Here is a 24,238-nt window from a genome sequence, read left to right on the forward strand (position 1 = left end):
CTTCAGCTCGCTGCCCGCGCCTCCAACCTTGCGCCAGGTGCATAAGCTCCAGGCTGGAATTCGCAGGCCTCCCGGCGCGCCAGGGAGTTGCGCAGCAGCGCCAGTGTTTCCCGGCCGGCCGTCGCGATCTCGCATGGCGTATCGACGCCGATAATCATGAACTCATCGATGCCCAGAGCCGCATAGGCAAGCAGCGACAACGCCACCTGGGCCGGTGGCCCGGAGAGGTCGACCGCCTTGTGGCCGGCGGCGGAAACACCTTGGTGGATCCTGACCGAAAGCGCGAAGCGCAGTTTGCCGGCGCGGCCATGTTCGGCCGCGGCGCCACGCGCCTGCTCCATCAATTGCCTGATATCGTCGATCGACCCCGGCGCCAGTTCGAAGACATCAGCGTGCCGGCCGGCGACCTTCAGCGCCGTTCCGGATTGCCCACCCATGCGGATCACGAGATCGGCGCCATGCGGACCCTTGCGCGGCACGTAACCGCCCCTGATGCTGTAGAACGCGCCTTCGTGATCGAAGGGCCGATCGTTCGACCACAGACGCTTCAACAGCACCAGATATTCGTCCATGCGCTGCCAGACGACGCCATGTCCGACCGGCCGTGTCTCGGCATCGTCATCGTTCAACGGCTCGCTGATCATCCTGAGCGCCAGCCGTCCGCCACCCGCCCTGTCGATGGACGCCAGCTGGCGGGCAGCCACCGTCGGTTCGATCACGCCGGCCCAATGGGTGAGCACCACTTCCAGCGAAGCGGTGCGGTCGAGCACCTGGGACGCAAGATCCATGTTGGTCAGCAGCCCGGCCGAATCGTCGACGACGATCTTCTGGAATCCGCTATCCTCGATCAGCCCGAGCTTGGTCGCGGTCTCGGCGAAGTCATAGAAAAAAGGAACCGCCGCGTCGGCGGTCTTGCCGGGAACATGCGTGAATTCGATCGGCATTGTCATCTCCTCCATTGCTGGAATCACTGACGCTGTGAAATGCGAATCCTCAGGCGCGCGAAAGCGCTCCGGGATACGGTTCATTCAACTCCGATTGCCTGAAAGCTGTGGGGCAACAGCCCCTGTCGATCCCTTAGGGAATAAGGCCCAGCACGACTGCCCCGGTGAACACGAACGCAAGGGCAAAGACGAGATAGGCGAAAGCGCCGGCATAGGCCGGGCGGAAGCCCTGGGCATTCGCCAGCCTCTGGCCGTTGCTGTCGGTCTGGGCGTTCTGGATATAGGACATGGCGACCTCCGTCTCGCCGATTAATCTATAAAACTTGTAGACTTTGTCGAGTGCTATTTTTCGACCATTGGCAGAACTATTTTCTCTTTGATGGCCAAAGATTGGTGTGAAGTTGCTGTGGGCGTGGGCTCGCGCCCTTACCGCTCCTCCCGTCGAAACGGCTTCAGCAGCGCCGACGGTGCCACCGCGTTGCGTGACATGACGGCCATGGCAACGATGGTGAAGATGAACGGCAGCATCAGGAATGCCTCGTAAGGGATATGCCCCAAACCGCTCGCCTGCATGCGCAGTTGCAGCGCATCGATGAAAGCGAACAGCAGCGCCGCACCCGCCGAGCGCCACGGATCCCAGCGGCCGAACACGACCAGCGCGATCGCCACCCAGCCGCGTCCGGACACCACGCCGAAGGTGAAGGCGTTGAATTGCGCCATCGACAGGAAGGCGCCTGCCAGACCCATCAAGGCACCGCCGAGAATGACAGCCTGGAAGCGCGTGGCGATGACGCTCACACCCGCCGAATCGGCGGCGCGCGGATTCTCGCCGACCATGCGCACCGACAGGCCCCAGGGCGTGCGGTAGAGCACGAAGGCCGCCAGCGGAATGGCCAGGATCGCCATGTAGACCAGCACGAATTGGTTGAACACCGCCGGGCCAAGCACGGGAACATCGGACAAAACCGGTATCGGCAAAGTCTGAAAACCCTTGATGCTCGGCGGCACCGACTGCTGGCCGAAGATCAGCCGGTAGAGGAAATAGGCAAGCCCCGACGAGAACAGCGTGACGCCGATGCCGCAGACATGCTGGCTGAGGCCGAGCGCCACCGTGAACAGCGCATGCAGCGTGCCCATCAGCATGCCGGTCAACACCGCAACCAGCACGCCGAGCCACAGGCTGCCGCTGAGGCTGGTGGCGGTGAAGCCGGTCATCGCGCAGAGCAGCATGATGCCTTCGATGCCGAGATTGAGCACGCCGGCCCGTTCGGAGAACATTTCGCCAAGCGTGGCAAAGGCCAGCGGCGTGGCGATGCGGATGATGGCGGCGAGAAAGCCAACCTGAAAAATCTGTTCGAATACCGCGCTCATCCGATGGCTCCGACGCGGCGGATGCGATAGGCGGTGAACAGCAGCGCCACCAGCATGGCGAGCAGGGCCGTGCCCTGGATGACATCGCTGAGGAAGGCCGGCACACCGGTCGCGCGCGACATCGCCTCGGCCCCCGTCATCACGGCGGCAAGGAAGATCGCAGCCGGCACGACGCCGAGCGGGTTGAGCCGCGCCAGCATGGCGACGACGATACCGGAATAGCCGTAGCCCGGCGAGATATCGCTCATCACCTGGAAATGCACGCCGCCGACCTCGCCGACGCCGGCTAGCCCAGCCAGAGCGCCCGACAGCAGCGCCGTCGAGATCAGCACCCGCTCGACATGGATGCCGCCATATCTGGCCGCTTCCGGATTTTCGCCGGTGACCCTGATCCGGAAGCCGAGCGTCGTGCGCACGATCAGGAACCAGATCAGGGGTGCCGCGATCAGCGCCGCGACGACACCGAGATGCAGCCGCGTGCCTTCGATCAGCACCGGGAAGTTGGCCGAATCCTCGATCGGCGGCGAGATCGGATAGCCGCTGAAGCTGTCCTTCCACGGCCCCTCGATCAGCGCCATTAGCGCATAGTAGATAACCGAGTTGAGCAGCAAAGAACTCACCACATCATCGACCTTGAATTTTACACGCAGCGTCGCCGGCACCAGCGCGACCGCCGCACCCGCCGCCGCACCCGCCAGCGCCATCAGCAGCATGGCGAGCGGCCCCGGCATCGGGATGGCGCCGACAAAGCAGCTCGCCACGGCGCCGGCCAGCAACTGTCCCTCGGCGCCGATGTTCCAGAACTTGGCACGGAAGGCGACAGCCACCGCGAGCCCGGTGAAGATCATCGGTGCGGCCCGCACCAGCGTTTCCGTGATGGCGTAGCTGTCGCCGAGCGAGGCCGTGAACATCACGCCGTAGGACTCGAGCACGCCCGCCCCGGCCAGCGCGATCAGCCCGCTGCACAGGACAAGCGTGGCCGCGATCGCCAGCAGCGGTAGCGCCAGATTGAACCAGGCGGGTGTGGAGGTACGAGCTTCCAGGCGAAACATCAGCCGTGGCCCTCTGCTTGCCGGATGTCAGTGCCGCCCCTCATCCGCCTGCCGGCACCTTCTCCCCGTATAGAGACGGGGAGAAGGGAGCTGTCGCGGCTTTCTGCGCCTCCTGGAAAATTGGCGAAACCATCGATGATAGCGCCCCTCTCCCCGTCTCTATACGGGGAGAGGATGCCGGCAGGCAGGTGAGGGGCAGCGCTAGCGTCTGAAAATTCAATCACTCTAAGCGCTCCCCTCCGCGCCGGTCATCAGCAGGCCAAGCCGCGCGATTGTGGCATCGGCGCTGTCGAGCGTGCCGGCGATGCGACCCTCATACATCACCGCGATACGGTCGCAGAGCACCAGCAGCTCCTCCAGATCCTCGCCGATGACGACGATGCCGCAGCCCTTGGCGCGCATGTCGAGGAATTTTTCGTGGATGAAGCGGGCCGCACCAATGTCGAGCCCACGCGTCGGCTGCGAGACGATCAGAACCTTCGGGTCAAAGGCAAGCTCGCGCGCCAGCAGCGCCTTCTGCAGATTGCCGCCGGACAGCGCGCCGGCCCGCGTCATAGGTCCGGGACATCTGATATCAAAGGCCTTGATCTGTTCTTCGGCGAAAGTGCGGATCGCATCCGGCTTGAGCAGCCCCTTTGCGGAGAAGGCTGATGTACCGATGCGCGGCAGCACCATGGAATCGGCAAGCGGCAAATTGGTGACCAGCCCCGTCGTCATGCGGTCTTCTGGGATGCGGCCGAGGCCGAGCGCCTGCACCTCGCGCGGCGAGAATTGCACGACCTGTTTGCCGGCTATCGTCATTTGACCACCGTCGGGCGCGCGCGTGCCCGAGATGACCTCCGCCAGTGCCCGCTGGCCATTGCCGGAGACGCCGGCAATGCCGAGGATTTCGCCGGCACGAACCGCAAGCGACACATCGCGCAGCGCCGTGCCCGAATGCTTCGAGGTCGAAATGCCATCGAGGGTGAGTACTGCCTCGCCCGGTCTCGATGGCCCGCGCGCCGGTGGCACGATTTCATGGCCGCACATCAATTGCGCCATTGCGGCCGATGTCGTGTTGGCGGGATCGTCTACCCGCCCGGCGACACGGCCATGCCGCAGCACCGTGCAGCGATGCGTCAGCGCCCGCACCTCGTTGAGCTTGTGCGAGATGAAGATGATGCCCAGTCCTTGCGCCGCCATGGAGCGTAGCGCCGAGAACAGCCCGTCGACCTCGCTCGGCGCCAGCACCGCCGTTGGTTCGTCGAGGATCAAGAGCCTGGCGCCGCGAAACAGCGCCTTGACGATTTCCAGCCGCTGCTGCTCGCCGACCGACAGCGCCGAGACCGGCAGGTTCGGATCAAGCGTCAGCCCGTGCTGGCTGCTGATTTCAGCCAGCCGCGCCAGCCCGCCGGCGCGATCGATCCGCCCCGATTTGCCAGGAATGCCGATGAGCAGATTTTCCAGCACGGTGAGCCGTGGTGCCAGATGAAAATGCTGATGCACCATGCCGATGCCGGCGGCCAGCGCGTCGGCCGAGCTGGTAATCCGCACCGGCCGGCCCTGGATCAGGATCTCGCCGGCATCCGGCGCGTAAGCGCCGAACAGCACGTTCATCAATGTCGTCTTGCCGGCGCCATTCTCGCCGAGCAGACCGAGGATTTCGCCCGGCGCCACGCTGAGGTCCACAGCCTCGTTCGCCTTGACGGTGCCGAACCTCTTGGTGATGCCGCGCATTTCGATGAGGGGGGCGGACAAGGGCACTCCTGAGAGGAACTAGCTTTACCATGGCACCTCCGATTGACAGGGATGCGCTGCACCCCCCTCTGGCCTGCCGGCCATCTCCCCTCAAGGGGGGAGATCGGATCTCGTTTCGGCTTTCGCCAATTTTCCGCGTCAGATACGAACGATCCCGGAGAAACTGCCGATCTCCCCCCTTGAGGGGGAGATGCCCGGCAGGGCAGAGGGGGGCGCCACGCACCGCCCCTCAAGTAACAACCCTCAATCCGAAACCGGCGTGTTCTCGTCCACATCCACCCGGAAATTGCCTTCCAGGATCTCGGCCTTCTTCTTCTCGACCAGATCCTTGACCTCGGCGGGCAACGTCTTGTCGAACTTGTGGAAGGGCGCCAGATAGGAGCCACCCTTGGCCATGCGCGAGAAATCGCCGTAATCCTGCGCGGTGTAGACGCCGGCCTTGACCAGCTTGATCGCCTGCTCGACCGTCGGGTACATGTCCCAGACCGGGCCGGTGATGACCGTGTCGGGGCCGAGGCTCGACTGGTCGGACATATTGGAGATGGCGAAGATCTTCTTCTCCACCGCCGCCTCGATGACGCCGAAGCGTTCGGCATAGATGACATCGACGCCGGCATCGATCTGTGCCACCGCGGCTTCCTTGGCCTTCGGCGGATCGAAGAAGGAGCCGATGAAGGCGACCTTCTTCTTGACGTTCGGATTGACCTCCTTGGCGCCGGCGAAGAAGGCGTTGACCAGCCGGTTCACTTCCGGAATGCCCATCGCCGCCACCGCGCCGACCGTGCCCGACTTCGACATCTTGCCGGCGATCATGCCGGAGAGATAGGCGGGCTCATGGATCCAGTTGTCGAAGACGCCGAAATTGGGTTCGGCCGGCCCGGCGCCCGACCCGAACAGCCAGGCGGTTTTGGGAAACTGCTTTGCCGTGCGGCGCGATTCACGCTCGGCGGCGAAGGCATCGCCCAGCACCAGCTGATATCCGCCCTGCGCATATTCGCGCATGACGCGGCTGAAGTCGGCGGTCTGCACCTTCTCAGACCATTTGTATTCGATGCCCAGTTCCTTCTCGGCCTTCTGCAGCGCGACATGGATCTGGTTGTCCCAGGGTTCCTCGATCGGCGTGGCGAAGATCGCCGCCACTTTCAGTTTTTTGCCGGCCGCGAAGGCCGCACCTGGCAGCATCGCTGCGGCTAGGCCAAGCCCGCCCAGCTCCAGCACATTGCGTCGCGACAGGCCCGCGCGCATCGAAGGAGATTTGTTGTTCCGGTTTTCCATTGAAGTGCCCCTCTGTTCGACGGCCGTGTCGAGCCGGCCGTTCCAAAAATCAGACGGGGAACTATGGAACGGGTCCGGACTTTTGTCCACATGGTCAAATTTGGCGAAGCGTGCCGCTGCCATTATTCAAGGAGGGGCAACCACAGGCCAATCGCTTCAGGTTCCGCTGCCCCTCACCTGCCTGCCGGCACCCTCTCCCCGTATAGTGACGGGGAGAGGGGTGCTGTCATGGATGGTTTCGCCAATTGTCGGCGTTGCAGGAAAAGCGCCAGCCTGCGGCCAGCCCCCTTCTCCCCGTCACTATACGGGGAGAAGTGCCCGGCAGGGCGATGAGGGGCGGCGCCGGCTTCGACAGGGTTACCTGAAGCGATTTGCTTAGGCCCGCTCCAGCGCCACGGCGATGCCCTGGCCAACGCCGATGCACATGGTGGCCAGCGCGTAGCGGCCGCCGAGCTCGCGCAACTCAAGTGCGGCCGTCCCCGAGATGCGGGCGCCCGACATGCCCAGGGGATGGCCGAGCGCGATGGCGCCGCCATTCGGATTGACGTGTTCGGCCTCCTCGGCAATCCCGAGCTGGCGCAGCACGGCGATGCCTTGCGAGGCAAAGGCTTCGTTGAGTTCGATGACATCGAATTGTTGCGGCGTCAGGCCAAGCCGCGCGCAAAGTTTCCGAGTCGCCGGCGCCGGGCCGATGCCCATGATGCGCGGCGCGACCCCCGCGGCCGCACCGCCAAGGATGCGGGCGATCGGCGCCAGGCCGTATTTCTTCACCGCCGCTTCGGAAGCGACAATGAGAGCCGCCGCGCCGTCATTGACACCGGAGGCATTGCCCGCCGTTACCGTGCCGCCTTGCCGGAACGGCGTCGGCAGCTTGGCCAATGCCTCGACGGTTGTGCCGGCGCGGGGATGTTCATCCTTCGACACGACAGTCGCATCGCCCTTGCGCTGCGGGATCGTCACCGCAGTGATCTCCTTCGCCAGCCGGCCATTGGCTTGTGCCGCGACCGCCTTGTCCTGGCTGCGCACGGCAAAGGCATCCTGGTCCGCGCGCGACACGCCAAAGTCCTCGGCAACGTTCTCGCCTGTCTCCGGCATCGAATCGACGCCATACTGCTTCTTCATCAGCGGGTTGACGAAGCGCCAGCCGATGGTTGTGTCGTAAATCTCTGCATTGCGCGAAAACGCCGTGTCGGCCTTGGGCATGACGAAGGGCGCACGGCTCATCGATTCGACACCGCCCGCGATCATCAGTTCCGCTTCGCCGGCCTTGATGGCGCGCGCGGCGATGGTCAGCGCATCCATGCCTGAGCCGCACAGGCGATTGACGGTCGAGCCGGGGACTTCCTTGGGCAGGCCGGCCAGCAGCAGCGCCATGCGTGCCACGTTGCGGTTGTCCTCGCCGGCCTGGTTGGCGCAGCCATAGACGACGTCGTCGACCGCCTGCCAATCGATGCCGGGATTGCGCTCGAGCAAAGCCTTCAGCGGGATGGCGCCAAGGTCATCGGTACGCACCGAAGACAGCGAACCGCCGAAGCGGCCGATCGGCGTGCGGATGTAGTCGCAAATATAGGCCTCGGCCATATCAGGCAGCCTTCCCTTTTCCGGTCCCCTCATGCGCCGCCTTGGTGCGGGCCTGCAGGTCGCGCAATGTCCTGAGTTCGAGTTCGCTTGGCGCCGGTGTTTCGTCAAGCGCCTCGGCGAACTTGACCACCCAGCCACAGCTCTCCTGGACCTGCTGACGGGTGACATCGGGATGCAGTGACACGACAGTGAATTCCTTGGTCACCAAATCCGGCTTCCAGATAGCGAGATCGGTGATCAGCAATGTCGGGCCAGCGGTGTCGATGCCAAGCCGCTTGCGATGATCGCCGCCTTCGCCATGGCCGAAGGAGGTGAAGAAATCGATCTTCTCGACCATGCCGCGCTTGGTCTGCGCCATGGTGATATAGACCTCCTTCGAAGACGTCGCGATCTCCGGTGCGCCGCCGCCGCCTGGCAACCTTGTCTTGGGATGAAAATAGTCGCCGATGACCGTGGTGTTGATGTTGCCGAACTTGTCGAGCTGTGCCGCGCCGAGGAAGCCGATCGAGATGCGGCCGCCTTGCAGCCAGTAGCGGAACATCTCCGGCACCGCGACAGTGGTGACCGCGGTTTCACACAATTCGCCGTCGCCGATCGACAGCGGCAGCACGTCGGGCGCGGTGCCGATCGTGCCGCTCTCGTAGATCAGCGTGATATCGGGCGCATGGGTCAGCCGCGCGACGTTGCAGGCGGCCGATGGCGCGCCGATGCCGACGAAGCAGACATCGTCGTTCTTCAACGCACGGCTGGCGGCGATCGTCATCATCTCGTTGGGGGTAAAGGCGAGCTCGCTCATGCCGCTTTCCTCAGATGCTCGACGCGGGCCGCGAAATCGTCGGCGGTTCTTTCGATGACGTGCGCCTGCATCCACGCCTGGAATTTTTCCCGGTCGGCGGCGATCTCGTCCCATTCCAGATAAGCCGCATTGTCGCGCGCATAGTAGCCATGCGCGTAGGAGGGGTGCGAGCCGCCGGGCACCACCGAGATCGCCGAAAGGGTCCAGCGCGGCAGCACGGTCAGGTTCGGGTGCAGATCGTCGAAATTGTCGACCACCTCCTCGACCGTTACCACCGCGCGCCTCGCCGCCAGCACCGCTTCCTTCTGGATGCCGATGATGCCCTCGACCAGCACATTGCCTTTTCTGTCGGCCTTCTGTGCGTGGATGAAGGTGACGTCGGGCCGGATCGACGGCACGGCCGCCAGCACCTCGCCGGTGAACGGACAGGTGATCGATCTGATGTTGGGATTGACGTCAGCCAGCCCGGCGCCGCGATAACCGCGGAAGACGGCGCAAGGCAGGCCCGCCGCACCCGCTTCATAGGCATTGGCCATGCCGGCATGGCTGTGTTCTTCGACCTCGATCGACCGGGGAAAGCCGTTTTCGATCGCATCGCGGGCGCGCCGCAGCAGGCCGACGCCGGGGTTGCCGACATAGGAAAAGACGATCTTCTTCGCCATGCCCATGCCGATCATCTGGTCATAGATCAGGTCGGGCGTCATGCGGATCAGGGTCAGGTCGCGAAACCCCTGGCGGATCGCCTCATGCGCCGCGGCCGTCGGGATCAGATGGGTGAAGCCTTCGAAGGCGACGGAGTCGCCATTGCCCAGATTCTCGGCCACAGCCTGTTTGAGCGGCAGGAACTTGACCATCGCGGCGACCCTCACGATTCAAAAAGTTCGCATTGCGAACATAAGTATTGCATGTGATACTTTCTGCGCCTGCTTCCAGGCGGAGTCAATGCTGGCGAAATCGCCTTTGTCAGAGGACGAGATGGACGAAGAGACCGTTTCCCGTGATCATGTCGGCTCGCTCGAGCGCGGTCTTGCCGTGATGGAGATCCTGGCCCGGCACCCCTCGGGCATGACGCTGACGGAGATGGCCGAGGAAGCGGGTCTGACCCGCGCCGGTGCCCGGCGCTTCCTTCTCACTCTGGTTGCCACCGGCTATGCCACCCAGTCGGCCCGTGTGTTTTCACTCTCGCCGCGCCTGCTGAGCGTTGCCCGAATTTGGCTCGCCGGCACTTCCCTATGGACCTTCGCCGCGCCCATCATGCGCGCGGTGGCGGCGCAGTTGAACGAGGCCTGTTCGGCGGCGATCCTGTCGGGCGAGGATGTCGTCTATGTCGCTCGCATTCCCGGGCGGCGCATCTTGAGCGTGTCGCTCGACGTCGGCACCAGACTGCCCGCCTATTGCACCTCGATGGGGCGGATGCTGCTGGCTGGGCTGACACCAGCGGAATTGGACGCCTTTCTTAGCCGCGCAACCATCGAAAGCCGGACGCCGAAGACGATCACCGACAGGTCATTGCTCGCAGAGGCCATCGGCAAGGCTGGAACGGATGGCTTCGCCGTCGTCGACGAAGAACTGGAACTCGGCCTGCGCTCGATCGCCGTGCCGATCCGCGACAAGGCTGGACGCACGGTCGCGGCGATCAATGTCTCGACCCAGTCGGCACGGTTTTCCGTGGCGGAGATGGAGCGGGAGATTTTGCCTGCGCTGCTTGAGGCCAGGCAGCGTGTCGAGGACTTTTTTGTGGTTTAAGGGGCCTTGTTAGACTTCCCAAGTCGGCGGGACAGCGCCCCCCTCTGCCCTGCCGGGCATCTCCCCCTCAAGGGGGGAGATCGGATGTCGCGTCGGCTTTCGCCAAATTCCAACGTTGCAAGAAATGCGAGGCGCAAAAACTGCCAATCTCCCCCCTTGAGGGGGAGATGTCCGGCAGGACAGAGGGGGGCGCCGGCCCGCCAGCCTCTGATCATTAGCCTCCTCAATGCTTAATCCGGTCCCGCATCGCGTACCACAGCATCCCCAGCACATAGAGCGGCCCGCGCAAGGCCGTCCCACCCGGGAACGGCATCGGACTTAGTGTCGAGAACAAGTCGAGCCGCGAGGCATCGCCGGTGATCGCCTCTGCCAGCAGCTTGCCTGACAGTGTCGACAGGATGACGCCCTTGCCGGAATAGCCATGTGCGAAATAGACCTCGCCATAGTGCCCGACATGCGGCAGCCGCGACGTCGTCACCGACACCAGTCCGCCCCAGGCATGGTCGATGCGGCATCCCTTGAGCTGCGGGAAGGTGCCTTCCATGTGCGGCCGCACGAAGCCAGCGATGTCGGCCGGCGGTGACGGCGTGTAGCGCTCGCCGCCGCCGAACAGCAGGCGTCCATCCGCCGACATCCTGTAATAATTGACGACGAAGCGTGTGTCGGACACCGCGACATTGGCCGGGATGACGTTGCGAGCGCCCTCCAGCGGCTCGGTGGCGACGATATAGTTGCCGACCGGCATGATGCGGCTGTTGACGCGCGGCTCCAGCCCGTTGAGCAGCGCGTCGCCCGCCAGCACGACATGTCTGGCCCGCACCGATCCCTTTGCCGTCGAGATCCGGATCGAGGGTTCGCGCTCCAATTTCACCGCCACTGAATTCTCGTGGATGGTGACGCCGGCAGCGACAGCCGCGCGGGCAAGCCCGAGCGTGTAGTTCAACGGATGCATGTGGCCGCCGAGCGGCTCATACATCGCGCCGTGATAGGGCGTGTCGACCTTGGCCCGAGCCTCTGCCGCCGAGAGAATCTCGACCTCGCGGAATTTCATCACGCTCTCGAGGCACTTGGCTTCTTCTTCCAAATCCTTGAGGTCGGAGCCATTGACCGCGCCGACCAGATGGCCGGTCAGCCTGAGATCGCAATCGATGGCGTTACGCTTGATGATGTCGAGCACCAGCCCGCGCGCCTCGAAGGCGAGGTCGAACAGCACCTTGGCCTGCTCGGGTCCGTAGAGCTTGACCAGACCCTTGGCGCCCTTGCGCAGGCCGGGGATCATCTGGCCGCCATTGCGGCCCGATGCACCCCAGCCGATCCTGCCGCCTTCGAGCAGCACCACCTTCAGCCCGCGCTCGGCGGCGTGAAGCGCGGCCGACAGGCCGGTGCAGCCGCCGCCGACGACGACCAGATCCGCCTCGACATCGCCGATCAGCGCCAGATGGTCCGGCGCCGGATTGGCGGTCGCGACATAATAGGATTTGCCGATATCGAGACCGGAATTGAAACCCGTCGAAGATGCCATGATCACACCTTCAAGAGCAGATGGTCGCGTTCCCAGCTCGTCACCACGCTCTGGAACAGGTCGAGCTCGACGCTCTTGACGCGCAGATAGGTCTGGAAGAAATCCTCGCCCAGCAATTCCCGCACCGGGCCGCAGGCGGTGAAGCGGTCGAGCGCTTCCTCCATGGTCTTCGGCAGCGTGCTCTTGATCTTGTAGGCATTGCCCGACGCTTCGTCCGAGCGCGCCAGCTTCCGCTCGACGCCGAGATAGCCCGCCAAAAGCGAACCGGCGATCGCCAGATAGGGATTGCAATCGGCGCCCGGCAACCGGTTCTCGACCCGCCTTGCGGCGCGTCCGCCGGCCGGTACGCGCAGGCCGCAGGAGCGGTTGTCATGCGACCACTCGATGTTGGCCGGCGCGCTATGGTTGGGCCGGATGCGGCGGAACGAGTTCACGTTGGGCGCGAACAGCGGCATGATTTCGGGAATGTACTTCTGCAGGCCACCGATGAAATGGCCGAACATTCCGGTATCGGCGTCGTCGCTGTTGGCGAAAAGCGCATTGCCGGCTTCGTCGACGACGGACATGTGCAGATGCATCGAGCTGCCGGCCTGGGCCGCGATCGGTTTGGCCATGAAAGTCGCATGCATGCCGCATTGCTGCGCGGCCTGCCGCGTAAACCGCTTGAACAAAAGCACCTGGTCGGCCAGCGGCAGGGCGTCGCCATGCAGCAGGTTGATTTCCAGCTGCGCGGTGCCCGATTCATGGATCAGCGTGTCGAGTGGCAGGCCGGCGGCGGCGGCATGTTCGTAGACGCGGCGGATCACCGGCTCGAATTCTTCCAGCGCGGCCATGTCATAGGGATGCTGCACGGTTTCAGTGCGGCCATTGGCGCCGACCGGTGCGGTCAGCGGTCTGTCCGGATCCGGGTTGGGCGCGGTGAGATAGAATTCAAGCTCCGGCGCCACCACCGCGCGCCAGCCGCGTTGGCGGTAGAGATCGAGCACGGCGCGCAGCACATGGCGCGGCGAGGCCATCCATGGCCTGCCGTCCATGTGGAATGCGTCGGCAAAGACATAGGCCTTGCCTGCCCCCGCACCCGGCGCCAGGCACAGGGTCGAGACATCGGGCACCATGCGCATGTCGGGGTCCGAATAGGCAAAACCCTCGTCGATAGACCCGGAATAGCGGCCGTCGATGCTGACCAGGAAGGCGCTGCTCGGCAGATAGAGCGCGCGGTCTTCCAGCGCCTTGAGGAATTTGGCGGTCGGCAGCGCCTTGCCGCGCAGCACGCCGTTCATGTCGGGCACCAGGCATTCGACTTCGGTGATGCCGTGCTGCGTGAGCCAGGCCTTGGGGTCGTTGATTGCGGTATTCGTGTTCTTATCGAGCATTTCGTTAGTTCCGTATCAGGGAGAGAATGGCTTGCGCGGCCACGTCCGTTCCGGGTTTCAGCGCCATCTCGGCTGCATTGTCCCTAAGGCGGGCGCGCATGGCGTCATCGGCCAGCAGGCCGAGAATGGCTCTCTCCAATCCTCCTTCGGTCCAGCCGTCACGGCCGATATGGTCGCCTACGCCGGTCTCTCCGGCGCGTTGCGCATTGTCGTGTCCGTCCCAGCAATAGGGCATGATCAGCGACGGCACGCCGAAGCGCAGCGCCTCGCAAAAGCTGTTGTTGCCGCCGTGGTGGATGAACAGGTCCGACTTCGCCACCACGGAGGGCTGCGGAAACCAGGCGTCGAGATAGACATTGTCGGGCACCGCGCGGTAGGCATCGCGCAGGCCACCGACATTGACGATGAAGCGGGCCGGCAGCCGGTCGAAGACGGCAAGCATGCGCTCGATCAGGCCGACATCCATGGCGCCGAGGCTGCCGAAGCTGACATAGACCAGCGGCCCGCCATTGCGCGGGAAAACCGGCACCTCGAACGGCCCTTCCGAGCGTACGCAGCCTTCGAGATAGACGAACCGCTCGGGGTCGAGGGGCTCGGCACGCTCGCGGCGCACGATCGAAGGCGTCAGGAGCAGATTGAGATCGGGCGAGGTTTCCAGAAAAAGCCCCTTGGGCAGCGGCGCCAGGCCGCAATCCGCACGAAAACGGTTGAAGCGGTCATGCGCCGGAGCCGAGGCCTGGAGATAGCGGGCCTCGAACGCCCCGCGTTGCGGATCATTGGCAGCAAGCCCGGACAGATAGGGCGGCACTTCGGCGTCCGGAAGCTCCGTCTCGGCGCAGGAGACGACGCGCACCCAGGGACAGCCGGCCGCGGCTATCGCCGGGAACATGATGACATTGTCGAGCACCACCGCGTCGGGCTTCAGCCGCGCCAGCAATTGGCGCAGCGGCGCCTCGGCGTTGACCGCCGTGTCGACGATCGCCTGCCAGGTCGGCGCGACATAAGTTTCGAGCTGGTCGATCGGGCTCAGCCTGAAATGCGGCAGGTGCCTGCGGACGAAGGCCTGCCAGTAGCTCTGGCGCTCGCTGTCGCTCAGCGGCTCTTCGGTCGGCAGCTGGTATTCCTGGAAACCATAGTCGGCAAAGACGCCGGAAAAGCCGGCATGGCAGATGAACACCGGCCGCGCACCCTTCGCGCGCAGCGCCTGTGCGATACCGACGCAATTCAACGCCGCCCCGAAACTGGCTTCGGGAAACAGCGCGATGGTCGGGCTCGCTTTACGCGTCAATTAATCCTCTTCATTCGGGTCGGCTGATCATGCCGAACAGCGCGGGGGCGCCGCGGCTGGCCGCCTGCGGTCGCTGGCTGCGGGAGAGCCGCAGGTGAATGCGAAGCAGATCGGCAGCAACCTCATACTGCCGGCTTTCGAGATGGTCGAGTATGTTCAGGTGCTCGCGCAACGATTGCTTCAGCCGGAAGACGTTGACGCCTGCATAGATGCCGGGAAGCCGCCTCAGCCGGAGATGATCGGCCAGCGCGTCGGCGACGAAGCGGTTGGCGCAGCCCTCGGCGATCATGCCGTGGAAATCGACGTCCAGCCGCTGGAATTCGCGCGTATCGAACGCGGCGTCGGGCAGCGCCGACAGCGCCTCCATGCCCTGGCGCAACATCGCGGCGCGCGCCCCATCCAGCTGGAAGCCAGGTGTCAGGATGGCCGCCGGCTCCAGCAAAAGCCGGAACTCGTAGCTTTCGCCTTGCACCTCCGGATCGTCCGGTGCGCGGCGGAACAGCCAGGATTGCCCCGGCGCCCGATCGAGAAGGTTTTCTTCCGTCAGTTTATTAAGCGATTTTAATACCGTCTTTCGCTCGGCACTGTACCGTCGCATCAACCCAGCGACGGTCACCGTCTGGTCCAGGCGCCGGGCCGACCGGTCGCGCAGGATGGCTTCGGCAAGCTCGTCTTCCTCGGCGGCGGGCAATTCGGCTGATATCGCCGGCTGTGCGGCGAGGTCGATCGCCATGACGTAACCGGTGTCCGCCTCCCAGCGCACGACACCCTGTTCCGCGAGCAGGCTGAGCGCCGCCCGTACCGGAGTGCGTGAGACATTGCAGAGCGAGGCGATCTGCTGCTCGGGCAGACGTGTGCCGGGCGCGAAGCCGCGCTGGCGCGCCACATCCAGGATGCGCTGGGCCAGATCGAGATGATTGGTGCGAGGTCGTCGGGCTGCGGTTTGCATGACTGGGCTCGTGAACGGACGTGACGGCACTGGTTTGACCGATCGGCCTTTCCAGCGCAATCGGCCAGATTCCTCGGCCGGCTGACAAATTATGGATTGACGTACTTTTTTCTGCAATAGTACTGTCTGCACGATCGGCGATAAAAAGACCGAGGGAACGGGATCGATGCGGCGGCGCATGTCGCGCGGGTCCAGAACGAATTCGACGAACCAACCGGAATGGGAGTCCGCCATGACTGCAACCAGCCTGCGGCGCCGTGCGCTGAGAATGCCTTCGATTGCCCTGGGGTTTGTCGTGGCGCTGTCCGCGCCGGCTGACGCCGCCGACCTCGTCATCTCCAACTGGGACGGCTACATGGCGCCCGACGCCATGGCCGCCTTCAAGGCGGCGACAGGCGTCTCCGGCGAAGTCGTGGTGCACGCCACCAATGAAGAGATCATGGGCAAGCTGATTGCCGCCGGCGGCAAGGGTTATGACGTGGTCTTCGTCTCCTCGCCTTTCGCCGAGGTGCTGAACAAGCTCGGCCTGACCGAGCCTATGGACCACGCCAAGATCCCCAACCTCGCCAATCTCTATCCCGAAGCGACCAAGCTGCCGCACGATGTCGGCAACACTTTCTCCGTGCCTTATACTTGGGGCACGACCGGCCTCTGCTATCGCTCCGATCTGGTCAAGACGGCACCGACAAGCTGGAGCGATCTGCTCGCGCCGTCCGACGAGCTGAAGGGCAAGACCACCATGCTGGCGACCGACCGCTGGCTGCTCGCCGCCGGCCAGCTCGACAAGGGTTTCTCCGTCAACGAGACCGACCCGGCCAAGATGGCCGAGGTCAAGGATTTGCTGATCTCGGCCAAGAAAACCCTGCTTGCCTATGACGACACCACCTTCTATTCGAAGCTGGTCTCGGGCGAAGCGCTGATGGTGCAGGCCTGGGACGGTTGGTGCAATTACGGCATCGCCGACAAGCCCGAGATCAAATACGTCATCCCGAAGGAAGGTTCGGATCTCTGGGTCGACACGATGGTGGTGATGAAGGCTTCCGAGCACAAGGACGCCGCCTTCCAGTTCATCAACTTCATGCTCGACGCCAAGAACCACGCCTGGGCGGCCCAGAACATCGACTACAAAGTGCCGAACAAGCCGGCCATGGAAAGCCTGCCGGCCGACTTCCTGGCAAAATTCCCCAACATGGCGATGCCGGTGGCCGACCTCGTCAAGTTCGAGCAACTGCGTGACGTCGGCGAAGCCCAGCGCGACTACTCCAAGATCGTCAACGAGATCAAGGCCGCGCAGTAGGGACTTCTGGAATTAAAGCTTGCGTTCCTTCACGCCCCCCTCTGGCCTGCCGTCTGTCTCCCCCTGTGATGAGGAGATCCACCGGCTTGCGGCCTTTCGCCAATCGCCAGCGCAGCGCCCCCTCATCCGGCCGCTGCGCGGCCACCTTCTCCCCGGCGGGGAGAAGAGGCTGGCGCCAGCGCTGGTGACCTCCTCTCCCCTCGGGGAGAGGTCGGATTGGCCCGAATTGGTCTTCGCAATTCGGTTGGCAATCCGGGTGAGGGGGTTCTTGCGGGCCAGCAACGGGATTGCGGCATGACGCGACCCTCCCGCTCCACCCTGCTGATGGCCCCGGCGCTGGTCTGGCTCGCGGCCTTGATGGTGGTGCCGTGCGCGCTGGTGCTGGCGCTGGCTTTCTTCCGGCGCGGCATCTATGGCGGCATCGACTACACCTTCACGCTGGAAAATTTCGGGCTGGTCTTCGACCCGCTCTATGCCGTTATTTTCCTGAAATCCGCGCGCATTGCCGGCACTGCCACGCTGATCGCGGTGGTGATCGGCTATGCCGGCGCCTATGCGATCGCGGCCGCCCCGCGCCGCTGGCAGCCGGTGTTCCTGTTCTTCGCCGTGCTGCCATTCTGGTCCAACTATCTGATCCGCACCTATGCCTGGATCGTGCTGCTCAATCGCGAAGGGCTTATCACCCAGCTCCTGCGTTGGCTGGGCTATACCGGCGAGCCACCCTCGATGCTCTACACCGAGGGCGCTGTCATCGCTGGCCTCGTCTACAACTACCTGCCCTTCGTCATCCTCGCCTGCTACGCACCGCTGTCGCGGCTCAATCCGGAGCTGGCGGAGGCTTCGCGCGATCTCGGCGCCTCGGCCATGACGACGTTTCGTCGCGTCATCCTGCCGCTTACCGTGCCCGGTATCGCCGCCGGTGCCGTCTTCGTCTTCGTGCTCTCGATCGGCAATTTCGTCACCCCTGCGCTGCTCGGCGGCGGCCGTTTCCAGATGATCGGCAATCTCGTCTACGACCAGTTCCTGACCGCCAATGACTGGCCGTTTGGTGCCGCACTGGCGATGGCGCTGATCGCCGTCATGCTGCTGGTGCTGATGGCGCAGGCGATCGCCGCCAATCGCGCCTCTGGCCATGTGGCAGAAGCTGAGGGCAACGCGAATGGCTGAACGCTCACCAGCCACGCGGCGCACGCTTTGGCTCGTGTTGAGCCTCGTCTTCGCCTTCCTCTACATCCCGATCGCGGTGCTTGTGGCGCTGTCCTTCAACGAAGGCGGGCTGCCGACGGCATGGTCCGGCTTTTCGCTGAAATGGTACGTCTCGCTGGCCGGCAACTCCGCCATCCTCTCCGCCGCGCTCAACACGATGATCGTGGCGCTGGTCTCGACCGCCATCGCCACCTTGCTCGGCACCTTGCTTGCGATCGGCATCGAGATGCGCCGGCAATATGGCAAGGGGCTCGAAGCGCTGATCTTCGCGCCGATGATCATTCCCGACATCGTGTTGGCGATCGCGGTCTTGTCGTTCTTTTCGATGCTCAACCTCACCATGGGCCTGCACACCATCATCCTCGCCCATGTCGTGTTCAACCTTGCCTTCGTCTGCTCGGTGGTGCGTGCCCGGCTGAAAAGCTTCGACTGGTCGATCATCGAGGCCTCCACCGACCTCGGCGCCTCCCCGTTCACCACCTTCCGGCGGGTGACACTGCCGGTGATCCTGCCGGCTGTCATCGCCGGCGCGCTGCTCGCCTTCACGCTCTCGGTCGACGAGTTTATCATCGCCTTCTTCACATCAGGCGCCGGCCGCGCCTCGACGACGCTGCCGATGCAGATCTACGCCATGATCCGCTTCGGCATCACGCCGGAGATCAACGCGCTGGCAACCATCGTCATGGCGGTCTCGATCACCGCGCTGACCCTGTCCCAGCGGCTCAACCGGGGAATGATCGGCCAATGAGCGAACCCCGCACGCTGCTGGCCATCGATCATGTGTCGAAGAATTTCGGCCGGGTCACCGCCGTCGACGGCGTCTCGCTCGACATCAGGGAGAACGAGTTCTTTGCTTTGCTCGGCCCTTCGGGCTGCGGCAAGACCACGCTGCTGCGCATGCTGGCCGGCTTCGAGACGCCGAACGACGGGCGCATCCTGCTTGACGGCAAGGACATCGCCAGGACCCCGCCCAACAGGCGGCCGGTCAATTTGATGTTCCAGTCCTACGCGCTGTTCCCGCATATGAGCGTGCGGGCGAATGTCTCCTATGGGCTGGAGATGGAGCATTTGCCCGCTGCCGAAATCCGCTCGCGCGTCGATGCCATACTGGCGACAACTGAACTCGTCGCCTTCGCCGATCGCAAGCCGGAGCATTTGTCGGGCGGCCAGAAGCAGCGCGTGGCACTCGCCCGCGCGCTGGTCAAACGGCCCCGCCTGCTGCTGCTCGACGAGCCGCTCGGCGCGCTCGACAAGAAACTGCGCGGCGCCATGCAGCTGGAACTGAAACGCCTGCAGCACGAGGTCGGCATCACCTTCGTCATCGTCACCCATGACCAGGAGGAATCGCTTGTCATGGCCGACCGCATGGCGGTGCTCAGGGATGGCAAGCTGCTGCAATGCGACACGCCGCATGCGGTCTACGAACATCCGGCCGACCGTTTTGTCGCCGACTTCATCGGCGTGATGAATTTTGTCCCAGGCAAGGCGTCAGCCGATGGCGTCGTGGCGGTGAATGGCGCGCGCATTGCCGGCAAGGTTCCCACCGCGCTCACGCCGGGAGCATCGGCAGTGGCGTCGGTCAGGCCCGAACGCGTCCGGCTGTTCCCAGAGGTGTTCCCAGAGGCGCAAACCGCCAACCGCACCACGGGCGTGGTCGAGGCACTGGCCTATCAGGGGCTCGACCTGCAGCTGCATGTCCGCACGCCGCTATCGCCCAAACCGTTCCTGGTGCGTGTAACCGCCGACGCCGCAGACCGTCGGCCGGTCGCATCCGGCGACCACGTCGAACTCGGCTGGGACGCCGCCGATGTCAGAATTTTCGCAGAGTGAGTGGAGGAATAGCCTGATGGCGCAGAAGACGATCGCGTTTTTTCCCGAAGCCGCCTACGGCCCAGCGCTGAATTCCGTCGGCATCGCGCAAGCCGTGGAAGCGCGCGGACACAAAGCGGTGTTCCTGTCCGACCCGGGCTTCGTCGATGTCTACAAGGGCTATGGCTTCGAGGCACATCCGGTGAACCTCTCCGAACCAATGCCACCCGAGCAGATGGCCAAGTTCTGGGAAGATTTCATCAACGGCCACATCCCGAACTTCCGCAAATCGCCCTACGACCAGGTCGACAATTACGTCAAGGATTGCTGGACGGCGATCGTCGACAGTGCCAAATGGGCGCAGAAGGATCTGCCGCGCGTGCTTTCCGCCATAAAGCCGGATGTGATCTGCGTCGACAACGTCATCCTGTTCCCGGCGATCAAGCAGTTCGGCAAGCCCTGGGTGCGCGTCATCTCCTGCTCGGAAAACGAGATCGAGGACGAGGGCATCCCGCCGCATCTCTCCGGTTGCGGCGAAAACGACCACGCCGGACACCGGCGCTACCGCGACCATTTCAACGCGGTGATCAAGCCGATCCATGACGACTTCAATGCGTTCCTCACCACCAACGATGAGGCAGCCTATCCGATCGGCCAGTTCTTCGAGCCCTCGCCGTACTTGAATCTGCTGCTTTATCCCGAGGCGGCGAAGTTCAAGCGCACCCACCCGCTCGACCCGGCAAAATTCCAGTACCTCGAAGGCTGCGTGCGGCAGGAAAAGCCCTACACCGTCCCGACCTTCACAGAGAATAATGACGGTCCGCTGCTCTATGTCTCCTTCGGCAGCCTGGGCGCCGGCGACGTCGAGCTTTTGAAGCGCATCATCGCGACGCTGGGCAAGACCCGCTACCGCGCGCTGGTCAATGTCGGCGCCTACAAGGATCAGTACACCGACGTGCCCGGCAACGTCATCGTCGACGGCTGGTTCCCGCAGCCTTCCGTGATCCCGCAGGTCGATGCGGTCATCCACCATGGCGGCAACAACTCGTTCACCGAGTGCCTCTATTTCGGCAAGCCGGCCATCATCATGCCCTATGTCTGGGACGGCCACGACAACGCCACCCGCGTCGAGGAAACCGGCCACGGCTTCGGCATGCCGCGCTATGATTGGACGGATGCCGAGCTCGTTGCCAAGATCGAAGCCTGCCTGACCGATGCCAAGATGAAGGCGAGGCTGGCGAAGACGTCGGCACAGATGCAGGCGCAGAATGGGCCTGAGAAGGCGGCGGGTTTGTTGGAGGGGTTGCTGTGATTGGAATTGCAATGCCGAGCCCAGGCGCCCCCCTCTGTCCTGCCGGACATCTCCCCCTCAAGGGGGGAGATTGGCAGCTTAGCGGCCGGTTCTCCCTTGGCGATCTTGGTGATTGGCGAAAACCGGGACGACATCCGATCTCCCCCCTTGAGGGGGAGATGTCCGGCAGGACAGAGGGGGGCCTCGTAGAGCAGCAACGAATCCAGGGGGAGCACAACTATGGAGCCCGCTCATGACCTCCTCCGCCCCGCACCTCCGCCAAGCCTCGACCCGCACCGATCTCGTCGACTGGGGCACTCAACCTGACGCCCTGTCCGGCACCTCCCACTCCACCGGCAAGCTCGTGCACAAAGGTCCCAACAATCAGCCGGAATCCGGCATATGGGTCTGCACGCCAGGCCGCTGGCGCCTCTCGATCCCGCGCGACGAACTGTGCCACTTCGTCGCCGGCCGTGCGACCTACCGGTCGGATGTCGGCGAGGTGATAGAAGTCTCCAGGGGAAGCGTGGTCATGTTTCACGCCGACTGGACGGGCGAATGCACCGTGCATGAGACCATGCGCAACGTCTACATGCTGGCCTGAGCAAGAATCAGCCGCATGGGAGCAAGATATGTCGACACCGCATTGGCCTGATGCCTCGACCGTGGAGCTGGAGGATTGGGCCGCGGGCGCCAACACGCTCGCCGGCGCGCCGCGGGCCTCAGGCAAGACCCTCTCGAAAAATCCTGACGGATCGAGCGAGTGCGGCCTGTGGTCGTGCACGCCGGGCACCCGCAAGGTGACCTTTGCCGCCGACGAGTTCTGTCATTTCCTGTCGGGGCGCGGCAGTTATGTCAGGGACGATGGCGAAGACATTCCGGTTGGAGCCGGCACGCTCGTCTTCTTCCCCGCCGGCTGGACCGGCATCTCCATCATCACGCAAACGCTGACCAAGGCCTTCATGTGCCGGTGAGCACTTTACCAGGGAAATCCAAATGACCACGCCGATCATGCAATCGCCGCTTGCCGTCACGGACCTCGTCGACTGGGGCGTCATCCCGACGATGATCGAGGGTGAGTCCCATACGTCGGGCAAGCTGCTCTACAAGGGGCCGGAAGGACGTTCCGAATGCGGCCTCTGGGTCTGCACGCCAGGCAAGTGGCACTGCCACGTCACCCGCGACGAATTCTGCCACTTCCTCGAAGGCCGCTGCACCTATGTGCATGAATCCGGTGAGGTCATCGAGATCGAGCCGGACACGGCGGCCTTCTTTCCGCAGGACTGGAAAGGCGTCTGCACCGTTCATGAGACCATCAAGAAGGTCTACATGATCCGCTGAGCGGTTCTGAGAGGATGTCCATGCATTTCTCCCCTGACCGGCCGACTTTCTTCGTCAACCCGGACTACCGCCCGATGACCGGTGCGAACAGGCCGGTCATCGATCCGGCGACGCTGGAAACCGTCGGCGCGATTGCGGCGGCCAGCGACGGCGAGATCGACGCCGTGCTCACCGCCGCGACCAAGGCGCAGCTTGCCTGGAAAAAGCTCGATGCCAAGAGCCGGGCAAAACATCTGCACGCCGTCGCCAATGCCATCGAGGCGGCGGACCTCACGCGTTGCGCCGAACTGATGGTGCGCGAGATGGGCAAGCCTTATCCCGAAGCCATAGGCGAGATCGCCAATTGCGCGCCGATCTTCCGCTACTATGCCGAGATGGCGCGCGACGATGCCGGTAAGGTCGCCGGCACGACGCAGGCCGGTTCGTTCCAATATGCGCGCTACGAGCCCTACGGCGTCTCCGTCCATATCATGCCCTACAATTTCCCGATCCTGCTGATGTGCTGGACCGTCGCCGCCTCGCTCGCCGCCGGCAATGCCTGCATCGTCAAGCCGGCCGAAGCGACGACGCTGTCGACGCTGGAGTACATGACCGTCTTCCGCGCGCTGCCGAAAGGCTTGGTCTCCTGCCTGCCCGGCGGCGCGGCAACCGCGCAGGCGCTGATCGCCTCCGAGCGCACGCACGCGGTTGCCTTCACCGGCTCGGTCGCCGCCGGCAAGGCGGTTGCGGTGGCCTGCGCCGAACGCATGAAGCCCTGCGTCATCGAGGCCGGCGGCAGCGATCCGCTGATCATCAGCGAACACGCCCCGCTGGAGGTCGCGGCTGCCGGCAGCGTCACCGCCGCCTTCCACCTCACCGGCCAGGTTTGCACCTCGGCCGAGCGCTTCTTCGTCGTCGATGCCGTGCATGACCGCTTCGTCGAATTGTTTGCCGAAAGGACGCGCGCTCTGCGCATCGGCAACGGCATGCACAAGACCGAGATCGGCCCGCTGGTCAGCGAGGCGGCTCGCGCCAAGGTCATGCGCCTTGTCGACGATGCCATTGCCAATGGTGCCAAGGCCGTCACTGGCGGCCGCATCCCGCCGGCGCACAACACTGGATGGTTCTACGAGCCGACCATCCTGACCGGCGTAAACCCCGACATGGCGATCGCGCGCGAAGAGTGTTTCGGGCCGGTCGCCGCGATCTGCCGGGTGAAGGATTTCGACGAGGCGATCCAGCTCGCCAATGACAGCCCGTTCGGCCTTGGTGCCTCGGTGTTCACGACGAATCTGGCTGAAGCGCATGAGGCGGCCGAACGGCTCGAGGCCGGCATGGTCTGGGTCAACAACCCGCTGATCGACAATGACGCCCTGCCCTTCGGCGGCTGGAAGGCGTCAGGCCTCGGCCGCGAACTCGGCCGCCAGGGGCTCGACGCCTTCCGCCGCTCGAAGATGGTCATCATCGACCACAGGCCGGCAATCCAGGACTGGTGGTATCCCTACCCCGACAGCTGGTTCCGCGAGACCGGCGGTCGCAAACACGTATGAAAAATGGCGCGCGGCAACACCACGCGCTTGTTGTTTCTCAATCCCTTCGACCAGTGGCGCGAGCAGGAAAAGCGATGCCGCCGGACAACGTCCAGCGGCACCTCCTTTGACTGGCTACCGCCTTTTCAGCG

23 protein-coding genes are annotated in these 24,238 nt (G+C 64.1%); 10 read left to right on the forward strand and 13 right to left on the reverse strand.

The annotated features are described in order from the left end of the window. Nucleotides 1–2: 2 nt before the first annotated feature. The 9 genes from FJW08_RS14400 to FJW08_RS14455 all read right to left on the reverse strand — a co-directional run bounded on the left by FJW08_RS14400 (nucleotide 3) and on the right by FJW08_RS14455 (nucleotide 9,610). Nucleotides 3–944: an LLM class flavin-dependent oxidoreductase gene (locus FJW08_RS14400; RefSeq protein WP_140811125.1), complete on the reverse strand. Its 942-nt coding sequence runs from the start codon at nucleotides 942–944 to the stop codon at nucleotides 3–5. Nucleotides 945–1,077: 133 nt separating this feature from the next. Further along, nucleotides 1,078–1,233: a hypothetical protein gene (locus tag FJW08_RS14405; protein WP_140751827.1), complete on the reverse strand. Its 156-nt coding sequence runs from the start codon at nucleotides 1,231–1,233 to the stop codon at nucleotides 1,078–1,080. 137 nt (nucleotides 1,234–1,370) lie between these two features. Beyond that, on the reverse strand, nucleotides 1,371–2,315 hold the full coding sequence (locus FJW08_RS14410; RefSeq protein ID WP_140811126.1) for an ABC transporter permease: 945 nt from the start codon (nucleotides 2,313–2,315) through the stop codon (nucleotides 1,371–1,373). Beyond that, nucleotides 2,312–3,367, reverse strand: coding sequence for an ABC transporter permease (locus FJW08_RS14415; protein WP_140811127.1), 1,056 nt, complete (start codon nucleotides 3,365–3,367; stop codon nucleotides 2,312–2,314). Before FJW08_RS14415 ends, FJW08_RS14410 begins: the two co-directional genes overlap by 4 nt. A 225-nt stretch (nucleotides 3,368–3,592) precedes the next feature. Next, nucleotides 3,593–5,104, reverse strand: coding sequence for an ABC transporter ATP-binding protein (locus tag FJW08_RS14425; RefSeq protein WP_140811130.1), 1,512 nt, complete (start codon nucleotides 5,102–5,104; stop codon nucleotides 3,593–3,595). Between the two features lie 243 nt (nucleotides 5,105–5,347). Continuing rightward, nucleotides 5,348–6,379: a BMP family protein gene (locus FJW08_RS14435; protein ID WP_140761585.1), complete on the reverse strand. Its 1,032-nt coding sequence runs from the start codon at nucleotides 6,377–6,379 to the stop codon at nucleotides 5,348–5,350. A 375-nt stretch (nucleotides 6,380–6,754) separates the two neighbouring features. Then, the gene (pcaF, locus tag FJW08_RS14445; protein ID WP_140811131.1) at nucleotides 6,755–7,960 is read right to left on the reverse strand and encodes a 3-oxoadipyl-CoA thiolase; all 1,206 of its coding nucleotides are present in this window, start codon (nucleotides 7,958–7,960) and stop codon (nucleotides 6,755–6,757) included. A 1-nt stretch (nucleotide 7,961) separates the two neighbouring features. Beyond that, nucleotides 7,962–8,756 (reverse strand): CoA-transferase subunit beta, encoded by a 795-nt coding sequence (locus tag FJW08_RS14450; RefSeq protein WP_140811132.1) that lies wholly within the window; start codon nucleotides 8,754–8,756, stop codon nucleotides 7,962–7,964. Next, nucleotides 8,753–9,610, reverse strand: coding sequence for a CoA transferase subunit A (locus FJW08_RS14455; RefSeq protein WP_140811133.1), 858 nt, complete (start codon nucleotides 9,608–9,610; stop codon nucleotides 8,753–8,755). The genes FJW08_RS14450 and FJW08_RS14455 overlap by 4 nt, the downstream gene beginning before the upstream one ends. 121 nt (nucleotides 9,611–9,731) lie before the next feature. On the opposite strand from FJW08_RS14455, the gene FJW08_RS14460 reads away from it, so the two are divergent. Continuing rightward, nucleotides 9,732–10,502, forward strand: a complete 771-nt coding sequence (locus FJW08_RS14460; protein ID WP_140811255.1) for an IclR family transcriptional regulator C-terminal domain-containing protein — start codon at nucleotides 9,732–9,734, stop codon at nucleotides 10,500–10,502. A gap of 223 nt (nucleotides 10,503–10,725) precedes the next feature. Here FJW08_RS14460 and FJW08_RS14470 read toward each other — a convergent pair whose 3' ends face one another. From FJW08_RS14470 to FJW08_RS14485, 4 genes are read right to left on the reverse strand one after another with little or no spacing between them, the layout of a single operon-like run. Next, on the reverse strand, nucleotides 10,726–12,024 hold the full coding sequence (locus FJW08_RS14470; protein ID WP_181182920.1) for an FAD-binding oxidoreductase: 1,299 nt from the start codon (nucleotides 12,022–12,024) through the stop codon (nucleotides 10,726–10,728). Between the two features lie 2 nt (nucleotides 12,025–12,026). Further along, entirely contained in the window at nucleotides 12,027–13,397 is a 1,371-nt protein-coding gene (locus FJW08_RS14475) for a glutamine synthetase family protein (protein ID WP_140811134.1), read from the reverse strand. 4 nt (nucleotides 13,398–13,401) lie between these two features. Beyond that, nucleotides 13,402–14,685: a glycosyltransferase gene (locus FJW08_RS14480; protein ID WP_140811135.1), complete on the reverse strand. Its 1,284-nt coding sequence runs from the start codon at nucleotides 14,683–14,685 to the stop codon at nucleotides 13,402–13,404. Nucleotides 14,686–14,695: 10 nt separating this feature from the next. Continuing rightward, the gene (locus tag FJW08_RS14485) at nucleotides 14,696–15,814 is read right to left on the reverse strand and encodes a GntR family transcriptional regulator (RefSeq protein ID WP_246682348.1); all 1,119 of its coding nucleotides are present in this window, start codon (nucleotides 15,812–15,814) and stop codon (nucleotides 14,696–14,698) included. A 52-nt stretch (nucleotides 15,815–15,866) separates the two neighbouring features. Between FJW08_RS14485 and FJW08_RS14490 the strand changes: the two genes are divergently transcribed. The 9 genes from FJW08_RS14490 to FJW08_RS14535 all read left to right on the forward strand — a co-directional run bounded on the left by FJW08_RS14490 (nucleotide 15,867) and on the right by FJW08_RS14535 (nucleotide 24,107). Next, nucleotides 15,867–16,931: a spermidine/putrescine ABC transporter substrate-binding protein gene (locus FJW08_RS14490; RefSeq protein WP_140811137.1), complete on the forward strand. Its 1,065-nt coding sequence runs from the start codon at nucleotides 15,867–15,869 to the stop codon at nucleotides 16,929–16,931. A gap of 324 nt (nucleotides 16,932–17,255) precedes the next feature. Further along, on the forward strand, nucleotides 17,256–18,098 hold the full coding sequence (locus FJW08_RS14495; protein WP_140811258.1) for an ABC transporter permease: 843 nt from the start codon (nucleotides 17,256–17,258) through the stop codon (nucleotides 18,096–18,098). Further along, on the forward strand, nucleotides 18,091–18,885 hold the full coding sequence (locus FJW08_RS14500) for an ABC transporter permease (RefSeq protein ID WP_140811138.1): 795 nt from the start codon (nucleotides 18,091–18,093) through the stop codon (nucleotides 18,883–18,885). Before FJW08_RS14495 ends, FJW08_RS14500 begins: the two co-directional genes overlap by 8 nt. Beyond that, the gene (locus tag FJW08_RS14505) at nucleotides 18,882–19,967 is read left to right on the forward strand and encodes an ABC transporter ATP-binding protein (RefSeq protein WP_140811139.1); all 1,086 of its coding nucleotides are present in this window, start codon (nucleotides 18,882–18,884) and stop codon (nucleotides 19,965–19,967) included. Before FJW08_RS14500 ends, FJW08_RS14505 begins: the two co-directional genes overlap by 4 nt. 16 nt (nucleotides 19,968–19,983) lie before the next feature. Further along, nucleotides 19,984–21,258 (forward strand): glycosyltransferase, encoded by a 1,275-nt coding sequence (locus tag FJW08_RS14510; RefSeq protein WP_140811140.1) that lies wholly within the window; start codon nucleotides 19,984–19,986, stop codon nucleotides 21,256–21,258. 232 nt (nucleotides 21,259–21,490) lie between these two features. After that, entirely contained in the window at nucleotides 21,491–21,841 is a 351-nt protein-coding gene (locus tag FJW08_RS14520; protein WP_140761563.1) for a cupin domain-containing protein, read from the forward strand. Between the two features lie 28 nt (nucleotides 21,842–21,869). Then, nucleotides 21,870–22,211, forward strand: coding sequence for a cupin domain-containing protein (locus FJW08_RS14525; protein WP_140811141.1), 342 nt, complete (start codon nucleotides 21,870–21,872; stop codon nucleotides 22,209–22,211). 22 nt (nucleotides 22,212–22,233) lie between these two features. Then, nucleotides 22,234–22,578: a cupin domain-containing protein gene (locus tag FJW08_RS14530; RefSeq protein WP_140811142.1), complete on the forward strand. Its 345-nt coding sequence runs from the start codon at nucleotides 22,234–22,236 to the stop codon at nucleotides 22,576–22,578. A gap of 20 nt (nucleotides 22,579–22,598) precedes the next feature. Beyond that, complete coding sequence (locus FJW08_RS14535; RefSeq protein ID WP_140811143.1) at nucleotides 22,599–24,107, forward strand: aldehyde dehydrogenase family protein; 1,509 nt, start codon at nucleotides 22,599–22,601, stop codon at nucleotides 24,105–24,107. Nucleotides 24,108–24,238 lie beyond the last annotated feature (131 nt).

It is taken from the genome of Mesorhizobium sp. B3-2-1 (assembly GCF_006439515.1).
Lineage (GTDB): Bacteria > Pseudomonadota > Alphaproteobacteria > Rhizobiales > Rhizobiaceae > Mesorhizobium.

What these genes read in the sequence shown, in the direction of transcription:
- FJW08_RS14400 (WP_140811125.1), bottom strand. Translation starts at nt 944, where the DNA reads ATGCCGATCGAATTCACGCATGTTCCCGGCAAGACCGCCGACGCGGCG.
- FJW08_RS14405 (WP_140751827.1), bottom strand. Translation starts at nt 1,233, where the DNA reads ATGTCCTATATCCAGAACGCCCAGACCGACAGCAACGGCCAGAGGCTG.
- FJW08_RS14410 (WP_140811126.1), bottom strand. Translation starts at nt 2,315, where the DNA reads ATGAGCGCGGTATTCGAACAGATTTTTCAGGTTGGCTTTCTCGCCGCC.
- FJW08_RS14415 (WP_140811127.1), bottom strand. Translation starts at nt 3,367, where the DNA reads ATGTTTCGCCTGGAAGCTCGTACCTCCACACCCGCCTGGTTCAATCTG.
- FJW08_RS14435 (WP_140761585.1), bottom strand. Translation starts at nt 6,379, where the DNA reads ATGGAAAACCGGAACAACAAATCTCCTTCGATGCGCGCGGGCCTGTCG.
- pcaF (WP_140811131.1), bottom strand. Translation starts at nt 7,960, where the DNA reads ATGGCCGAGGCCTATATTTGCGACTACATCCGCACGCCGATCGGCCGC.
- FJW08_RS14450 (WP_140811132.1), bottom strand. Translation starts at nt 8,756, where the DNA reads ATGAGCGAGCTCGCCTTTACCCCCAACGAGATGATGACGATCGCCGCC.
- FJW08_RS14455 (WP_140811133.1), bottom strand. Translation starts at nt 9,610, where the DNA reads ATGGTCAAGTTCCTGCCGCTCAAACAGGCTGTGGCCGAGAATCTGGGC.
- FJW08_RS14460 (WP_140811255.1), top strand. Translation starts at nt 9,732, where the DNA reads ATGGACGAAGAGACCGTTTCCCGTGATCATGTCGGCTCGCTCGAGCGC.
- FJW08_RS14470 (WP_181182920.1), bottom strand. Translation starts at nt 12,024, where the DNA reads ATGGCATCTTCGACGGGTTTCAATTCCGGTCTCGATATCGGCAAATCC.
- FJW08_RS14475 (WP_140811134.1), bottom strand. Translation starts at nt 13,397, where the DNA reads ATGCTCGATAAGAACACGAATACCGCAATCAACGACCCCAAGGCCTGG.
- FJW08_RS14485 (WP_246682348.1), bottom strand. Translation starts at nt 15,814, where the DNA reads ATGCGCCGCCGCATCGATCCCGTTCCCTCGGTCTTTTTATCGCCGATC.
- FJW08_RS14490 (WP_140811137.1), top strand. Translation starts at nt 15,867, where the DNA reads ATGACTGCAACCAGCCTGCGGCGCCGTGCGCTGAGAATGCCTTCGATT.
- FJW08_RS14495 (WP_140811258.1), top strand. Translation starts at nt 17,256, where the DNA reads ATGGCCCCGGCGCTGGTCTGGCTCGCGGCCTTGATGGTGGTGCCGTGC.
- FJW08_RS14500 (WP_140811138.1), top strand. Translation starts at nt 18,091, where the DNA reads ATGGCTGAACGCTCACCAGCCACGCGGCGCACGCTTTGGCTCGTGTTG.
- FJW08_RS14505 (WP_140811139.1), top strand. Translation starts at nt 18,882, where the DNA reads ATGAGCGAACCCCGCACGCTGCTGGCCATCGATCATGTGTCGAAGAAT.
- FJW08_RS14510 (WP_140811140.1), top strand. Translation starts at nt 19,984, where the DNA reads ATGGCGCAGAAGACGATCGCGTTTTTTCCCGAAGCCGCCTACGGCCCA.
- FJW08_RS14520 (WP_140761563.1), top strand. Translation starts at nt 21,491, where the DNA reads ATGACCTCCTCCGCCCCGCACCTCCGCCAAGCCTCGACCCGCACCGAT.
- FJW08_RS14525 (WP_140811141.1), top strand. Translation starts at nt 21,870, where the DNA reads ATGTCGACACCGCATTGGCCTGATGCCTCGACCGTGGAGCTGGAGGAT.
- FJW08_RS14530 (WP_140811142.1), top strand. Translation starts at nt 22,234, where the DNA reads ATGACCACGCCGATCATGCAATCGCCGCTTGCCGTCACGGACCTCGTC.
- FJW08_RS14535 (WP_140811143.1), top strand. Translation starts at nt 22,599, where the DNA reads ATGCATTTCTCCCCTGACCGGCCGACTTTCTTCGTCAACCCGGACTAC.